Source organism: Finegoldia magna ATCC 29328, from assembly GCF_000010185.1.
Lineage (GTDB): Bacteria > Bacillota > Clostridia > Tissierellales > Peptoniphilaceae > Finegoldia > Finegoldia magna_H.
The window spans coordinates 1,015,752-1,034,453 of record NC_010376.1 but is presented as its reverse complement, the minus strand read 5'-3'; the positions used below and the strand labels follow the sequence as shown (position 1 = coordinate 1,034,453).

Genomic DNA, 18,702 nt, shown 5'->3' with positions numbered 1-18,702 from the left:
TGATATAATAAAATAAAAGACAGGAGGATATGATATGGATATTCTAGAATGTAAATTAAAGAATTGTTATGGAATAGATGAGTTTAACCATGAATTTGATTTTACAAATACAAATGTGATTACAGTATATGCAAAAAATGGATTGATGAAAACTTCTTTTGCAAAAACTTTTAAGAAAATTCAAGATGGTAAAGCTGACGAAATACGTGATGAAATATTCGATATAAAAGCAGAAGTTAATGTGAGCATAGATGGACAAGATATAAGAAAAGAGCAAGTGTTTGTAATAAAAAGCTTTGAGAATTATTATGAATCTAGTAGTGTAGCAGATTTATTAGTAGACGAAAAAACAAAAAAATCTATCACAACTTTATTAAAGCAAAAAAATAATTTTTTAAAAAAGTTAGTGCAATATTCAGGATTAAAAATTGAAAAAACACAACAAGGAAGAAAAATTTATGAATTAGAGCCTACAGTAGTTTCTGACATGAATTTAAGTGAAAAAAGTTTTTTATTAAGCTTGAAAGAATTATGTGAAGCTGAAAATAAAACGTATTTACCTAATGTTAAATACTCTACAATTTTTGATGATAGTGTAATTAAAAAAATAAAAGACAGTAGTTTTCAAAATAAAATAAAAGAGTTTTGTGAAGCTGCTGAAACTATATACAGTAGTTATACTTTTTTTGAAAAAGGTCAATTCACATTTCCAAAATTGAAGAATGTTGCAAAAAATTTAGATTCAGATAATTTTTTTGTAAGAGATAATAAACTTAATTTAAATAATAGCATAGTAATTGGTAATAATGATGAACTACAAGAGAAAATATATGAAATAGAGGGGAAAATTAAAGATATTCCAGAATTTCAACAGATAGAAAAGTTACTAAGTGATACAAAAGGCATATTATTAAGAGATACAATAGAAAACAATCCTGAACTAATAGAGTTTTTGAAAATAGAAAATTTAGATAATTTAAAAAAAGAATTATGGACTTCATATATAAAGAAAGAAAAGAAATCTTTTGATGATTTATTAGAGATATATAAAGAATTAGAGGAGAATATTAAAAATCTCAATATAGACAATACATTGTGGAATCGTTCTTTAGAAATATTTGAAGATAGGTTCACTGTTCCATATAAGATGAAAATATCAAATTTAAAGGGAGCGATAATAGGAGAAAACCTACCACGTGTGGAGTTTATATTTGAAAAGGGTGAAAATCAAGCAAGTTTAGATAGATCAAATTTAGAAAAATTAGACGTGTTAAGTCAAGGAGAGAAAAGATCTTTATATTTGTTAAATATAATATTTGACATAGAAAAAATAAAAAAAGAAAGCAATGAAGTCCTATTTATAGTAGACGATATAGCAGATTCTTTTGATTATAAAAATAAGTATGCTATTGTAGAATATTTGTATGAAATGGCAACAATTGATAATTTTAGAATGATAATTTTATCTCATAATTTTGATTTTTATAGAACAATTTCTTCTAGACTAAATGTACCTCGTACATCTAGATTTATCGTTGAAAACAAACAAGATTTAAATTTGATAGAAGAGAAATATCAAAAACAACCTTTTATAACATGGAAAACTAAACCAGATAAATATTCCTTATTTGCACTTATACCATTTGTTAGGAATCTAATTGAATATAGTTTTGATAAATCTGTTAATGATTCAAATTATTATGATAGCGATTATGAGCTATTAACTAATTTACTACACAAAAAAGAAAATTCAGGAACTATTAATTTTAAAACTTTAGGGAAAGTATATAAAGAATATATAGGGAGATTTGATATACCAAGTGAGTTTAAAGAGGATGATCTGGTTATAGAAAAGCTTTATGAAACTACTGAAAACTTAACTAGTAACTTAAATTTGCTCGAGCATAAAGTTTTATTATCAATGGCTTGTAGACTTAAAGCTGAGGAAATAATGTTAGATAAAATTAATAATTATAATGGTATGCTAAATTGGAAAGTGAAAAATAATTTGAAAACAGGAGATAAAGCGGAATTTCTGAATCATGTAGATAAAACTAATAATATGACCAGGGTATTATTTGATGCATATAAGCAGATTGCGAATGAAGAACAAATTAATATAGTTAATGAAGTTAATATAATGACTCCAGAAAATATTCATATAAACTCTTTTATGTATGAGCCTATAATGGATATGGATATTAACGAATTATTGAACTTATATGGAAAACTTAAAGAATTAATATAGGTCATTTAATTATATTACATTATAGACGGTAGATTATTTAAAATCTATCGTCTTTTTTATTACTCAAAAAAGGAGGTAGGAAATGCAAGTAAATGATTTTAAGAACATACAAGAAGCAATAAAGTATGAAGTTTTACAAGATGAAAAAGAATATTTAAAACTCTTAAAAGTTATAGGTAACAATCAGAAATATGATTTTTCTAGCCAACTAAGTATATACAACAAAGAACCTGAAGCTAGAGCTTGTGCGACATTTGATATGTGGAAGAAATATTTTGGTCGAGTTGTTATGAGAGGTCAAAAGGGTATTCCAATTTTAGTTGGAAGTGATGTAAATCAAAGAATTTCATATATTTTCGATATTAGTCAAACCACATCAATGGATAGGAATATTAATGAGGTTAGCTTATGGCAGTTTGACCACGAAAACCATAACGAGGCTTTAAAAGAAATAATAAGAGATTCTTCATTTGAAGCTAGTGATTCACTAAACGAAAATATATTTTCTTTAAGTCGAATTTATGGAGATGAATATATTAATTTGGCTATTGCTGATTTGAGAATAGATGTAGAGGATAGACTGAGTTTTGAAAAGTTTATGAGAGACTCAATATCCTATGCGATAGCTAATAGGTTTAATACAGCCTATCCTATGGATATGGAAAATTTAAAAAATAATTTTTCTAGGATTAATACAATTTCTTTAGAACAGATAGGTCTTGTAATATCAAGAGTTAGCGAAGATATTATAGATAGCACAATAGAAAAATCTAAGGAAATGGATCGAGCTAGGCTGCTGACAGAAAGGGCCGGTGGCGACTATAATAGAGATATAGAAAATATAAATGAAGATAGAGGAGGTCAAGATGATTTATATAGACGAGATGATAGGTCAAGAAGTAGAGATGGACGAGTTTTCACAGATGGAAGCGACAGAAGAAATAGCAATGAAGATCGAAGAGAAAACCTTGGACATGATGGAGAAGGATCTGGAATTTATGGAGAGATTTCCGAATCCAACATACGCAGTTCTAAGACTGTCTTACCTGGTAGGGAGCGAAGACATGGAGAACTGGAAGAAACTTCAGAAAATGTACGAGGAGAAAACACTTTTGAACCACCTGAAGGAAATTCAGAATCAGGCAGTGGACTTTATCAAGAGAGAGAAAGTCAAGATGATGAAAGCACAAGGATTGACAGAGAAAATGATGAGAGGGAATCCAGAGGAATACCAAGGACAGATGAACAACTTGATGGCAACAGTGAAGAAAATGGCAATCAAGGAATACGTGGAAGCTTAGAAAATGAAATAAGTCCAGAAAAGGAAGCTGATGAAGCTTCTTTTTTTGATGGCAAAAACACTGAAAATAGAAAAGATTACTGGATTGTAGAATTTAATGAAAATCACGAATTAGTTCCCGATTATAGTGGGCAGATAGTAACTAAAGACTTAATCAATATCCTAAGACAAAAGGATATTGATATTAAAGACCATAATCAAACTCATGGAGAAAATGAATTTGGAGAAATGACTGATGATTATATCGGATATTTCAAATTCTATTTTGATCACTATGTAGACGGCGAAATTGTCGAACATTATAGAATTGACCTTGGAGATGGTGAAGAAGTTAATGAGCGTGAATTTTCATATTTAGAAGAGCAAGTTGCACTAAGTGAGGAAAAAGCTTCACAAGAAGAAGTTAAGGAAAAGATAGAGCCTAAGTTTAAGATAGGTGATCAGGTTAGATATAAAGATAAGGACTTTACCATTACAGATTTTGATGAACTAAGTGGAGGACTTAAAACTGTAACCATTAGAGATAATATGGAGTATATGGGAGGTATGATTAGGGGTTCGGAAGTAATTCCATATAGAAACGATTCATACCTTGAAGAAATCTTTGAAAATCTAACTCAAACATCAGAAAAATTAGCAGTAAAGGTTGGAAAAGAATTTATTTTAGAAGATAAGAATACCTTTGATGGAATTAACTTAATTGAAGCTGGAACTAAGGTAGAAGTTAATGGGGAAGAATTCCCTTTATATAAAGGTGAAACATTTGAAGAAAGTAGAAAGATTGATGACCTTTTAGATAGTGGAAATTATGAGATATACAAATTATCTGAGCATGAAAAACAAATTGAAAGACAAGTAGAGCAAGAAAGCTTTATAGATAACCACAATCTTGAAATTGACCAAATGATGGATAGATACAATGTTCCAAGAGAAGCAGCCGAAAACTTATTGAGGGGTAAAGAGGATTTAAAAAATCTAGGCTATGAACCTAATAAGGAAAGGCTAAGTTTTGCTAGAAATTATGACTTGAAAAATCATATCTACTCAGAATACCTAACACCATCAGAAAAGCTAGATAAAAATATAAAAGCTATTAAGATGCTCAAAAGACTTGAAAATGAAAATAGGAGTCCAAGAGAGTATGAACAAGCCTATCTTGCTGATTATCTAGGATGGGGTGGTCTTGCCGATGTCTTTGATGAAGAAAAGGGAGGACAATGGCTTGAAGCAAGAAATATTTTAAAAGAAAATCTAACAAATGATGAGTATTTGAATGCTAAAGAGTCTACTCTAACATCATTTTATACACCTAGAGAGGTAATGGATGGAATATATAAGACCATAACAGATATGGGTTTTAAGACTGGGAATATCCTTGAACCATCTGCAGGAGTCGGTAATTTTATTGGAAGTATGCCAAGTGAAATACAAAGCTCTAAAGTCTATGGAGTAGAAAAAGATAGTCTAAGCGGAAGAATAGCAAGAGAACTTTATCCTGAAGCTAATATTCAAATTAAAGGTTTTGAAGAAACAAACTTCTCAAATAATTTCTTTGACTTGGTAATAGGAAATGTTCCCTTTGGAGATTTTAAAGTTAACGATCGTGAATATAACAGAAATAACTTTCTGATTCACGATTATTTTTTTGCAAAGTCAATAGATAAGGTTAGGAATGGAGGAATTATTGCCTTCATAACTTCATCTGGAACTATGGATAAAAAAGATGAATCTGTTAGAAAATATATTAATGCAAGATGTGAGTTTTTAGGAGCTATGAGGCTTCCTAATACAATATTTAAAGGACTTGCTGGTACAGAAGTTACTTCAGATATTATTTTCTTGAAAAAGAGAGATTCAGTTATAGAAAGAGATGATGATTGGATTCATCTAGCAACTGATAAAAAGGGTTTGACTTATAATAAATACTTTGTAGATAATCCTCAGATGGTATTAGGGAATATGAAAGAAGTATCTGGCAGATTTGGCAATACTATTACTTGTGATGAAAAAGAAGATGAAAAGTTAAAAGACTTAATGGATATTGCAAGTAAGGAAATATCTTCAAATTCAAAATATGAAGAGGTCGAACTATTGGAAGATGAAGAATTAAGTCTTCCAGCAACAGATGATGTTAAGAATTTTTCTTACACTATTATTGATGAAGAGGTCTACCTAAGAGAAAACTCAGTCTTAATCAAGCAGAATATATCAGATAAAAATAAAGAAAAGATAAAAGATTATCTTGATGTAATGAATGCTTTAAAAGATGTAATAGAAAAACAAAAGGACTATTTTTCAGACGATGAAATAAAAGAGTCACAAGCAAAGTTAAATGAAGTCTATGATAACTTTTCAAAGAAACATGGCTTTATTAACTCCTTATCAAATACTAGAGCCTTAAAGGAAGACTCAAACTTTCCTTTGGTTTCATCAATAGAAATACTTGATGATGAGGATAATTTCAAAGCTAAGAGTGATATATTCTCAAAAAGAACAATAACAAAGGCAAAGGTAGTAGATCATGTAGACACTTCCCTTGAAGCTTTAGTCTTATCAGTTTCACAAAAAGGATATGTAGATTTTGAATATATGGAATCTATCACAAGTAAAGATAGGAACACCTTAATTGGTGAGCTTGAGGGCGAGATATTTTTAGATATTAAGGATACAGACCTAATAAATAACAGAATGCCCTTTGAGAACTTTGACAATGACGATCCATTTCATTTTTCATATGTATCGGCTGATGAATATTTAAGTGGTAATATCAGAGAAAAGATTGGCTACCTCAATTCATATATCGGAGAAATTGAAAATGTAATAGATTTAGCACCTTCTGAAAAGAAAGATACACTATTAAACGAGTTAGGCAAACTCAAATATCAAAGAGAAAAATTACAAGAAGTTATGCCTGAAGAACTTACTGCTTCTGATATAAATGTAAGGTTAGGAGCAACCTGGATACCTCAAAAAGATATAGAAGACTTTACTTTTAACCTTTTAAAAACACCAGGTTATGATAGGTGGAATATAAATGTTAGGTTCTCGCCACACTCAAGTGAATGGAATATTGAGGGTAAAAGTGTTGACTCGACTAATGACCTTGCTAACATGACTTATGGTACAAGTAGAGTAAATGCCTATAAGCTGATTGAAAATGCTCTTAATCTAAAAGATACAAAAGTATTTGACCAAATAATAAATGATGATGGGTCTAAGACTTCTGTATTAAACAAAAAAGAAACTATGCTAGCAAGTCAAAAGCAAGAACTGATAAAAGAAGAATTTAAGAATTGGATATTTGAAGATCCTGATAGAAGATATAGGCTAGAGAAGATTTATAATGAAAAATTCAATTCAATTAGAAATAGAGAATTTGATGGTTCTAACTTAACTTTTGATGGAATGAATACTGAAATTAGACTTCGAGAACATCAAAAAAATGCAATAGCTAGGACTCTTTATGGTGGAAATACACTACTTGCCCATGTAGTAGGAGCAGGAAAAACTTTTGAAATGGTAGCTTCTGCTATGGAATCTAAAAAGTTAGGACTTGCAAGTAAATCATTATTTGTAGTTCCTAACCATCTAACTACTCAAATTGGTAGGGAGTTTATGCAATTATATCCGTCAGCAAATATTATGGTGGCCGATAAAAAAGACTTCCAACCTAAAAATAGAAAAAGATTTATTGGCAGGATTGCAACGGGAGAATATGATGCAGTTATTATAGGACACTCTCAATTTGAAAAAATACCAATGTCTAAGGAATACCAGGTAAGGCATATACAAGATCAAATAGATGATATAGTTTCCTTTATTGATGAGAACAAAAGAAATAGAGGAGAAAATTTCACAGTAAAACAACTGGAAAAGACAAAGAAGAAACTCTTGGTAAGACTTGAAAAACTAAATGATGACTTTAAAAAAGATGATGTAATAACCTTTGAAGAACTAGGAGTAGATAAGTTATTTATAGACGAAGCTCATAATTACAAAAACTTATTTTTGCATACCAAGATGAGAAATGTTGCGGGTATCGGTCAGAGTGAAGCCTTTAAGTCTTCGGATATGTATATGAAATGTAGGTATATGGATGAAATGACAGATGGCAAGGGAGTTGTTTTTGCTACTGGTACACCAATATCAAATTCAATGACAGAGCTTTATACCATGCAAAGATACCTTCAGTATGACGATTTAAAGGCAAGAGGATTAGAACATTTTGACGCTTGGGCTTCTACTTTTGGAGAAACAGAAAACACCTTTGAATTATCTCCAGAAGGCACTGGTTATAGGCAAAAGACAAGATTTTCAAAGTTTTATAACTTGCCAGAGTTGATGAGCATGTTTAAAGAAGTAGCAGATATAAAGACTTCAGATATGTTAAATTTGCCAGTACCAGAAGCAAACTTCGAAGTTATTAAAACAAAACCTACTGAGGAACAAAAAGAAATATTAGAAGCTATTTCAGAAAGAGCTGATGCGGTTAGAAATAACCAAGTCGAGCCTACAGAAGATAACATGCTAAAGATTACAAATGATGGTAAAAAACTTGCCCTTGACCAAAGATTAATAAACCCACTACTTCCAGATGATCCTAATTCGAAGGTAAATGTATGTGTAAAAAATATCTTTTCAATCTGGGATAAGACAAAAGAAAATTCATCGACCCAATTAGTATTTTCAGATATGTCTACACCAAAAGGAGATGGAGAATTTAATATCTATGATGATATTAGAAATAAGCTAGTGAATATGGGAATACCTAAAGAAGAAATAGCCTTTATCCACGAAGCAGATACAGACAAACAAAAAGATGAATTGTTCTCTAAGGTAAGAAGAGGAGAAGTAAGAGTCTTATTAGGTTCTACTCAAAAAATGGGAGCAGGTACAAATGTACAAAATAAACTAATAGCCTTACACGATTTAGACGTCCCATGGAGACCGTCTGACCTAGAGCAAAGAAGTGGTAGAATTGTTCGTCAAGGTAATGAAAATGATAAAGTCAATATCTTTAGATATGTAACAGAAAATACCTTTGATTCTTATTTGTGGCAGACGATAGAGAATAAGCAGAAATTCATTTCTCAAATTATGACTTCAAAAACTCCAGTAAGAGTTGCAGAAGATGTTGATGAAGCAAGTCTATCTTATTCAGAAATTAAGGCTTTAGCTACAGGCAATCCTCTGATTAAAGAAAAGATGGATTTAGATAACGAAGTTACAAAATTAAAAATGCTTGAAGCAAACTACAAGTCTAATAAATACAAGCTTGAAGATAAGGTAAATAAAATTTATCCTCAAAGTATTTTAAAAACTGAAATGGAAATACAAGCAGTTAAAGAAGATATTAAAAGTGTTGAGAAATTAGGAGAAGGAGATAGTAAATTCACTTCAATCAGTCTTGGTGCAAATAAAATTTTAGATAAGAAAGAAGCTGGAGAAAAGCTATTAGAAGAAATAAAAAAAGTAAAGATAAATGATAGCAAGGTCATTGGTAAATATAGAAATTTAGACTTACAAGTTTCATATAACTTTATGACTAATACTCACACTTTTAAACTCCTAGGAAAAGCAGAATATTTAGGGGAGTTTTCAAACTCTACTGATGGTAATATAACAAGGCTTGATAATGCAATTGAAAAAATGCCTTCAAGACTTGAAAGGTTAAATCAAAACCTTGAAAACTATAAAGAATCTTTAGAAAATGCCAAAGTAGAATTAACTAAACCATTTGAAAAAGCAGATGAGTTAAGGGATAAGACACTAAGACTAGCTGAGATTAATAAACTTTTAGATATGGGAGAAGTAGAAGAACTAGAAAACCAATCGCCATTATTAGAAGATTTAAAGAGGGCGATAGTTGATTATTCTAACTACGAGTTTTCAGAATCTAATAGCTATGAAGACTTTGACAAACTATACCCTGATTTAAGCCATATAGGACTTGCCTATACAGAAACACCTGATGGGAAGCACTCTATTCAATATGAGGTAAATTTGGAAGAAAAAACATGGACTCAGTATGTAGATAATGTTGCTATTAGAACAGAATCTTTTGTAGAAGAAGATATATCTAATTCACAAGCTCTTAAAGATATGACTGAAGCCATAAAGATGTCAAGTTTTGATGATCTGGTATCAGTAGATGAAGAAGATTTAAAACAAGCTTTAGGATTAGAAATAGATGATGATGGAAACTTCTATGATCCGCTAGCAAAAGATCTTGACAATGATGGAATACCAGATAGGTATGACAATGATTTTAAAGATAGTGATTACTTTGAATCAACTTATGATGTAGAGGATAATCTTCATGCAAGAGAAGAGAAACCATCAATATTGGGGCAAATATCAAAATTCAAATCAGAAGAAGAAAAAGATAAAAATCAAGAAAAAAGTGAAAAAGGACAAGAAAGATAGAGGAGGGCGAATAGCTCTCCTTATTTAGTACAAGGAGGAAATTATGGAATACAAAGATATTAGAGAAAATTTAGAAGAAATGATGAATGATAACTACAAGGATTTTATAAAAGCACTTGTGAGCATAGAAAAAGGTGTTAATGATGAAAAGGCACTTGAAGAAGTCTATGTTTTATATATGAACAATGACACAACAGGTCTACTAAGTGATGACTTTGACTATATGATTAATGATATGAAAGAACAAGGAAAGCTTATTGAAAATACCAACGAACTTGAAGAAAAAGATGATCTTATAAATCTCGTGGGTAATATAGCAGGTCAAGTAGAAAATCTTGAACGAGAAAATACAAATGGAGAAAAGTTCAAAGTAAGTAATTTTTCAATTGTTTCAAAAGATGACGATGGGAATAAGGTATATACAAATTGTTCAGCCTATGGAGATAAGACAAAAGATATAGAGAACTTAAAACAAGGCGATTTTGTTAAAATATTTGGACAAGTAAAAACAAGTATTGATAACAACGGAAAGGAACATAAAAATGTTCGTATTTTGTCTTCTAAGCTCTTAAAAGCAAAAGAACAAGTAAAGAGTCAAGATAAAGATAAAAAGTCCATATTAGGGCAAATAAAAAGCTTTAAGACAGATGACAAAACTAAGTCAACTAAGAAAGACCATAACAAAGGTGCAGAGAGGTAAATATCGGCAGTCTTCGGGCTGCCTTTATTTTTTTGCTTTTTTAAAGTGATATATCAATTGATTGAAAATAACCTATAGTTAATGTTATAATAAATTTGTATGTAATAACAAACATAAGTATATTTTAAATGTATATATGTACGAGATTAGCTATCGAAAAAACAATCTTGGAGGTTATATGGAATTAAGTTATAAAAGGTTATTTAAAAAACTTATTGATTTAGATATGCAACATAATGAGCTTATGGAAAAAGCAAATGTAAGTAGGAGTACATTTTATAAATTAAAGAATGGTGAGAATGTAACTACCGATGTTTTGCTCAGAATTTGTGATGCATTGGATTGCGACATATCAGAAATTGTGGAGTGTATTAAAAATGATTGAAATAATAAACGGAGATTGAAAATTGATAAAAAAAGTTAGGATTAAAAATTTTAAATGTTTTAAAGATTGGTTTGAATTAGACTTAAATGGTGGCATAAATATTTTGGTAGGAAATAATGAAGAGGGTAAATCAACTATACTTGAAGCTATACATTTAGCATTAACTGGTTTTTATAGAGGTAATTATATTAATCGAGAATTATCTCAATATTTATTCAATAGAGAAGTTGTAGAAGAATATTTAACAAATATTAATTCCAACAGTCCTTGTGCATTACCAGAAATTATAATAGAAATATACTTCTCTGAGTTAGATGATGCAAATTTGGAGGGTAGTGGTAACGACTTAGGATTAAAAGAGGAAATAGGATTTGCATTTAAAGTATTATTTGATAATTCGTATGAAGATGAATATAAACTATTTATGGAAAAAGGAGAGTTGAGCAGTTTACCTATAGAATATTATAAAAGTGAATGGCTAGGCTTTAATAGAGAAAATATTACTACTAGAGGTATTCCTTCAAAATCGTTTTTAATAGATAATTCTTCTTATAAATATAAGGATGGTTCAGATCAATATATTTCTAATATGATAAGAGGAACATTAGATAATGAAGATTTAATTTCCATATCAAAAGCTTTTAGAGAAACTAAAGATGATTTTAGTAAGAATGAAAGTGTTAAGAATATTAACGAAAAATTAAGTGAATCCAAATCAAATTTGGGAAAAAAAGTTAGTTTAGGTGTTAATTTAGGGAGTAATTTCAACTGGGAATCAAGTATGATAACGGAATTTGATAGTATTCCATATTCCAATGCTGGTAGAGGGCTACAATGCTTATTAAAAACTGAGCTTGCTTTAAATAATATTAATACAAATAAAGATAAAATAATTTTAATTGAAGAGCCAGAAAACCATTTGTCATATTCTAACATGAATAATTTAATTAATATTCTACAAGAAAATAGTAATAAGGAATCTAATCAAATAATTATTTCAACTCATAGCAGTCTTGTTTTAAATAAATTAGGCTTAGAAAATTTAATACTTTTATCAAACAAGAAAAGCTCTAAAATTACAAATTTAAGTAGTGATACAGAAAAATATTTTAAAGCTGTTTCAGGATATGACACATTACGAGTATTATTATGTGATAAAGCTATACTGGTTGAAGGTCCTTCAGACGAACTAATTATACAAAGAGCATATAAAGATAGATATGGCAAATTACCAATTTTTAATGGTATCGATATAATTTCTGTTGGAACATCTTTTCTAAGATTTTTGGAACTAGGAGATAAATTAGACTTAAATCTCTATGTAGTTACAGATAATGACGGAGATGTAGAAGCTTTAATTAGAAAATACAAAGATTATGAATCTAGTGAAAAGATTAAAATATATTATGACGAAAAGACTTATAGTGGAGATATGGATAAATTTAATTACAATACTTTAGAACCCTGTATTTTAAGAGCAAATGACTTGAAAACTCTCAATAGTATATTTAATACTAACAAAAAAGATAGTGACTCTATATTAAAATACATGAAGAAAAATAAAACAAATTGTGCAGTAAGTATATTCGAATCAGAATCAAAAATTAAATATCCAGAATATATAAACAGGGTAATAGAAGATGTTGAATAAATTATATATAGCTGCTGCTGGAGCAGGTAAGACAACATTAATTGTGAAGGATGCTTTAAAAAATAAAGATAAGAAGATTTTGATAACAACATATACAAATGCAAATTGTGATTCTATAAAAAAGAAAATAATTAAAATAAATGGAACTATTCCTAAAAATATTGAAGTTTTAACATGGTTTTCATTTTTACTCAAACATGGATTAAGACCATATCAAGATATAATGTTTAGTCAGAGAATTAATGGAATACTACCTGTCAACGGTAAGAGTGCTAGATTTAAAAAAAGAAATGATCCTAATTATTTTATTAATAAAGAAAATCTAATTTATACAGATAAAATATCTGATGCGATTATATTCATGGAAGAAAAAAACCCAGGTTATATTTTTACTAGGATTTCAAGAATATATAATTTAATATATATTGATGAAGTTCAAGATTTAGCAGGGTATGATTTAGATGTTTTAAAATATTTAATTGATGTTGGTATAAATTTGATTATGGTTGGAGACTATAGACAAGCAACTTATAGTACTCATAATACATCAAAATATAAAAAATATAATAGTGGAAAAATAGTAAATTTCTTTAAGAATGAAAATTCACATTTAAATGTTGAAATTGATGAATCAACTTTAAATTGTTCACATAGATCCAATCAAAAGATATGTGATTTTGCTTCAAAAATAGCTAATGATAATCTCATAATAAAATCAGAGAGTAAATTCAAAGATAACCATGAAGGGGTATTTTTTATATCCAAAGAAAAAGTAGACTTATACCTTGAAATATATAAGCCTGTTCAACTTAGACACGATAAAAGAACAAGGGTTAATGAAAACTATAAGGTATATAATTTTGGTGACTCTAAAGGTTTACAATTTGAAAGGGTATTAATTTACCCTACAAGCCCCATTTTAAAGTGGTTAGAAAATCCCGAAAGTAAATTGGTTGATTTAAGCAGAGCGGGTTTTTATGTTGCAGTCACAAGAGCTAAACACAGTGTAGCTATTGTTTGTGATAAAAAATTTCTTAATAGAGATAAGATCAAGCCATTTTTATTACCAGAAGATTTCTTTTATAAATTATAGATTAGATATTGAAAACTTAAAAATCTATATTAATCAGATTCACTAATGATATTTTTATTATAATCTATAATTTTATATTTAAATTTTAATTATTTGTTAGTGGATTTAATTTGCTTATAGATGAGTGTTATAGAATAAAATTTTTTAATAGATTCCAAAGTTGATACATGAGAGGGTTAGAATGAAGAGTGTTTTGATTATAGAGGATAACAAAGAAATTGCTTTACAAATGGAAAAGTATTTAGTTAATAATGGTTATGAAGTAGAGATTGCATCATCTTTTTACGAAGCGACCTATATGATGAATGTAGACATTGATGTGGCACTACTTGATATAAATCTACCAGATAAAGACGGTCAACATTTGATTAAAAAGTTAAAAGATAAGGACATAAGAGTTATAGTTACTACTGTAAAAAATGATGAAGATTTTATAATTTCCGCCCTAGATCAAGGAGCAGACGACTATTTAACAAAGCCATTTTCCCTTGCCATATTAAGGGCAAGAATTGATGCGGTTTTAAGGACAATACCTATATCACAAGATAAAAGTATATCTTATAAGGATATAAAAATAGATTTAAATCAGTCAAAAGTTTATTTTAAGGGAAATCTGGTGGATTTAACTTCGCTAGAATATGAAATCCTAGTCTTATTTATTAAAAATCCTCACAGAGTTTATACCAGAGATCAGCTGTTAGAAATGTTTTGGGAAGACAGAGATAAGTTTGTAAATGACAATACTCTTACATCAACTATTAAGAGAATCAGAGAAAAACTTAATAGGGAAGTTATTTCTACTGTTAGGGGCATAGGTTATAGGATGGATTGAGATGATATATATATTTTGGATAATAAGTCTTTTACTTCTTTATTATTTTTTAGAATCAATAAAGAAAAATAGAATAAATGGGCTTATAGATCTGATAGAAAATATGAAAAATCAGGACTACAAAATTCCTATGAAGCAAGACGATTTTTCGATTTTAGAAGATAAAATTTACAAACTATTTATAGAAATAGTCGAAGCAAAAGAGAAAAGTACTAGAAATAGTGAAAAGCAAATCGAATACCTAGAAGACATCGCCCATCAAATCAAAACTCCTATTACATCTATGCTTTTTTCCATAGAAAATTTGGAGATGGACTTTCCAGATAATAGAGATATAGAGATTTTAAAAAGGCAAACTATTAGATTAAACTCTCTATCAGATATTTTGCTCAAATTATCAAGCCTTGATGCAAACAAAGATTTAATGAAAGAAGAACAAATTCGTTTGGATGAATTAGTGGATTATGCTTTAGATAGTTTAGATTTAAGAAAATCTACCAATGTAGAAATAGAGAAGAGTTTAAAGAAAAATAGCATCATTGGAGATTTTTATTGGCTGGCAGAAGCTCTCATTAATATTATGAAAAATGCTGACAATAGACCGACTTGTGATAAAATCACAATTTCATCTTATAAAAATCCCCTTTATACAAGATTAATAATCGAAGATAATGGCGGTGGAATAGAAAAAGAAAATATCAAAAAAATCTTTAAACGCTTTTATAAAACACCCGACTCAAATGGCTTTGGAATTGGTCTTGCTATGGCTAAGACAATTATAGAGAAAAACAATGGAGAAATTTCTGTTTCTAATGCAAAAGATGGAGCAAGATTTGAAATAAAATTTTATAATGTCACCTAAAAATCACTTTACTTTTATATACTTACCTTGACATATGAAAAAGGAGACAAGTATGGAAATATTAAAAGTAGAAAATTTAAGAAAAGAATATGGCGAGGGTAATTCTAAGGTCATTGCCTTAGATGGTGTCAACCTTGAAATTGAAAGAGGAGAATTTGTAGCTATTGTTGGACCAAGTGGGTCTGGTAAATCAACACTTCTACATATCATAGGAGGAGTGGATAATCCGGATGATGGAAAAGTTTATATAGATGGTAACGACATCTCAAAGTATTCCTCAAAAGAATTAGCCTACTTTAGAAGAAGAAAAGTCGGACTAATTTATCAATTTTATAATTTGATTCCCAACTTAACAGTTCGTCATAACATAGAACTTCCATTAAAACTTGATAAAAGGAAAATCAATCAAGATGAATTTTCAGATATAGTAAAAAAACTGGGTATAGAAAGTAAACTTGACTCTTTTCCAAGTGAGCTTTCAGGAGGTCAGCAGCAGAGAGTTGCCATAGCGAGAAGTCTTATCTACAATCCATCTATCATATTGGCAGATGAACCGACTGGAAACTTGGATAGAAAAAATTCTAAGGAAATAATTGAAATTTTTAAATATTTTAACAAAACCTTAAAACAGACAATTATCCTAATCACCCATGACGAAGAAATAGCCTTGCAAGCAAATCGAATTATTACAATAGTAGATGGAAAAATTGTAGGAGATGAGAAACATGAATAAGAAGAATTTTCCCATTTTTATTTCCTTATTTATTGTAAGTCTATTTTTCACCTTTATTTTTTATTTTGGATATAGAAGCTTGAGATCCAACTATGGTAATTATATGGCTTCAAGCTTTTATCATGGGGAGATTAAAGAAGAACTCTCAAATGAAGATGTTGAAAAGTTAAAGTCCATTAAAGATATTGACTTGGCTGGGAAAATGTCTCTTGATCCTGACAACGGAAAGCTTGGAGACGATTTAGTCGTTATCAACTACCAAGACCAAGCAATCAATAAGATGAGAGAGTATTCAAGACTTACCCGCGGCAGATTTGCTGAAAAGGAAGACGAAATTGTACTATCTAAAAGCCTTGTAGAGAAAAATAAACTTAAAATAGGCGACAATCTAGAACTTGATTTGGGCAAAAGGTTTCTAAATGGCGAAGAGATAGGCCCCACAAGTGCAAATACTGACAGAGAAAAATTTGAGAGCCAAGGTTCTAAAAGTTTTACTTTAGTCGGTGTTTATGGTGATGTCTACAATAAGTACAGCAAACTAAGTTTTGCTTTAGGTCAACAAGATAAAATGACCACTTTTAGAACCTTTGTAAAATTTCATTCATTTGAAGAAGCTTACAAAAATAGAGATAAGATACAAAGTGAAATAAACAAAATACTAGGTAAAGATGTTCATTTAGAATTTTCTAAAAGTCTTATAAACTATTATGGAGTAGAACACGAACCCTTACAAAATATAAAGAGCAAGGCTGTTACCGTTCTATCAGTTCTTGGCTGTATAGCAATCTTTGTGTTTTTTATAAAAAATATCTTTTGGGTTTGGGGGTTAAGGAAGATTCGAGAGCTTTCCATTTACAAGTCTATAGGATCTACCAATGGACAAATATATCTGTTACTTCTAAAGGAAGGACTTGTTACAACTGCAATTCCAATACTTTTAGGACATCTTGTAGGCTTTTTCTCTATATATTATCTGTACAAATACATACAGATAGACAAACAATTAAGTGAATTTAATCTAGTAAAGTTTAATCCCTTATTAAGTTTAGCAATACTTTTGGTTTCTTTTACAATTGTGGCACTAGCTATTAAATCCCCTGCGAAAAAGATTTCTAAAATAAACATTATAGACGGCATAAGAGGGAATATAGATTTTTCAAAATCAAAGAAGAAAAGAGCCAAAGATTTTTGGAAGGAATTAAAACTTAACAACTTAGCTTCAATAAAATCACAGAGATATATTTCTGCAATAGGGATAATTATTATTTCAGTATTTATAATCACTATAGGCATATCAACATACTACAGAGATTATTCTAGTTACGATAATGGCTATAATTTTTCTGTTGATTATTTTAGTGAAAAGAATCAAGTCCCAAAAATATTAAATGAAATTGTAGATAAAATTCCTAACGACAAGTCATATATTTCAAAAGATAAATATGTTCAAGTGGAAAATACAAATGAATTTTCAAAAGAAGCAAAGGCAGCAGGTTTAGACGAGGAAGCGAGAAAGAATATAGAAAAATATAAGTCAGAGGGTATGGATGGATTTATCATCGCCTTGGAAGAAAAAGACTTAAAAGAACTTGGAGGAAAGAAGGGTGAATTTGTCCTCTACAATACAATTCAAGAAGATTCTTCTATTCCAATAGCTAAGGCAAAGAGAATTCCATATTTTGAAAATCCACAGACTTTGGATATTAACTTTGAAAATGATTATAATAAGACTATTAAAATTTCAAAGACTATAACAGATTTGGGAAAATATAAGTCAAGAACAATGCCATTTGATGTAAAAGTTTATACAGATTTTGACACTTATTTTAAACTTATGGAAGAATCAGGTGATGAGAAATATACAGGATATGCCTATACTTTGAATATGAAGGTAAAAGACTCTGATACCAAAGATGTAAAAGAATATGTAGAGGCCATGATTAGAGAACAAATTTCACCTGAAGATAGATTTAATATCACAATAGGTGAAGAAATCGCAAAAAATGAATATAAGGACGTGAAAAGTTTCATAAAATTTGCAATAGGTATTGCTTCAATCATCTTTGTATTAAATATCACCAATGGTTACTCGTCCATTAATTTAAGCCTAATGAGCAGAAAAAAAGAAATTGGTAGTCTTTACTCTTGTGGAATGGATGTAGATGAGTTAAAGAACATCTATCAAAAGGAATTTATTGGGGAGCAGGTAAAATCCTTTATAATTTCTATTATGGTGAGCTTAGGAGTTATGTTTATAATATCGATAATCGCTTCTGATTTAAGAATGAATACTTTAATAAAATATTATGATTACAAAAGCTTCCTAGGATTCTCACTAGTCGTCTATGGTATTAATCTAATCATCTATCACTTCTCCTTAAAGAGAATTTTAGACAGACCGACCATAGATTTAATTCGAACAATATAATTTCAAATAAAGAGGAATATTTATGAAATAGAAATTAAGCAAGA

General features: G+C 29.5%; 10 protein-coding genes. All 10 read left to right on the top strand.

The window, feature by feature from the left end; genetic code table 11:
• The first annotated feature begins 34 nt into the window (after positions 1-34).
• The gene (locus tag FMG_RS05055) at positions 35-2,248 is read left to right on the top strand and encodes a hypothetical protein (RefSeq protein WP_002836656.1); all 2,214 of its coding nucleotides are present in this window, start codon (positions 35-37) and stop codon (positions 2,246-2,248) included.
• An 82-nt stretch (positions 2,249-2,330) separates the two neighbouring features.
• Positions 2,331-9,974, top strand: a complete 7,644-nt coding sequence (locus FMG_RS05050) for a helicase-related protein (protein WP_012290742.1) — start codon at positions 2,331-2,333, stop codon at positions 9,972-9,974.
• A gap of 43 nt (positions 9,975-10,017) precedes the next feature.
• Positions 10,018-10,674, top strand: coding sequence for a hypothetical protein (locus FMG_RS05045; RefSeq protein WP_012290741.1), 657 nt, complete (start codon positions 10,018-10,020; stop codon positions 10,672-10,674).
• Between the two features lie 178 nt (positions 10,675-10,852).
• Positions 10,853-11,059, top strand: coding sequence for a helix-turn-helix domain-containing protein (locus FMG_RS05040; RefSeq protein ID WP_012290740.1), 207 nt, complete (start codon positions 10,853-10,855; stop codon positions 11,057-11,059).
• A 22-nt stretch (positions 11,060-11,081) separates the two neighbouring features.
• Positions 11,082-12,710, top strand: a complete 1,629-nt coding sequence (locus FMG_RS05035; RefSeq protein ID WP_012290739.1) for an ATP-dependent nuclease — start codon at positions 11,082-11,084, stop codon at positions 12,708-12,710.
• On the top strand, positions 12,700-13,803 hold the full coding sequence (locus FMG_RS05030) for a UvrD-helicase domain-containing protein (RefSeq protein WP_012290738.1): 1,104 nt from the start codon (positions 12,700-12,702) through the stop codon (positions 13,801-13,803). The genes FMG_RS05035 and FMG_RS05030 overlap by 11 nt, the downstream gene beginning before the upstream one ends.
• 181 nt (positions 13,804-13,984) lie before the next feature.
• The gene (locus tag FMG_RS05025) at positions 13,985-14,635 is read left to right on the top strand and encodes a response regulator transcription factor (protein WP_012290737.1); all 651 of its coding nucleotides are present in this window, start codon (positions 13,985-13,987) and stop codon (positions 14,633-14,635) included.
• Position 14,636: 1 nt separating this feature from the next.
• Positions 14,637-15,497 carry a sensor histidine kinase gene (locus FMG_RS05020; protein WP_012290736.1) on the top strand — a complete coding sequence of 287 codons (861 nt, stop codon included), beginning with the start codon at positions 14,637-14,639 and terminating at the stop codon, positions 15,495-15,497.
• A gap of 52 nt (positions 15,498-15,549) precedes the next feature.
• Positions 15,550-16,230: an ABC transporter ATP-binding protein gene (locus tag FMG_RS05015; protein WP_012290735.1), complete on the top strand. Its 681-nt coding sequence runs from the start codon at positions 15,550-15,552 to the stop codon at positions 16,228-16,230.
• Positions 16,223-18,658 (top strand): ABC transporter permease, encoded by a 2,436-nt coding sequence (locus FMG_RS05010; protein WP_012290734.1) that lies wholly within the window; start codon positions 16,223-16,225, stop codon positions 18,656-18,658. The genes FMG_RS05015 and FMG_RS05010 overlap by 8 nt, the downstream gene beginning before the upstream one ends.
• Positions 18,659-18,702 lie beyond the last annotated feature (44 nt).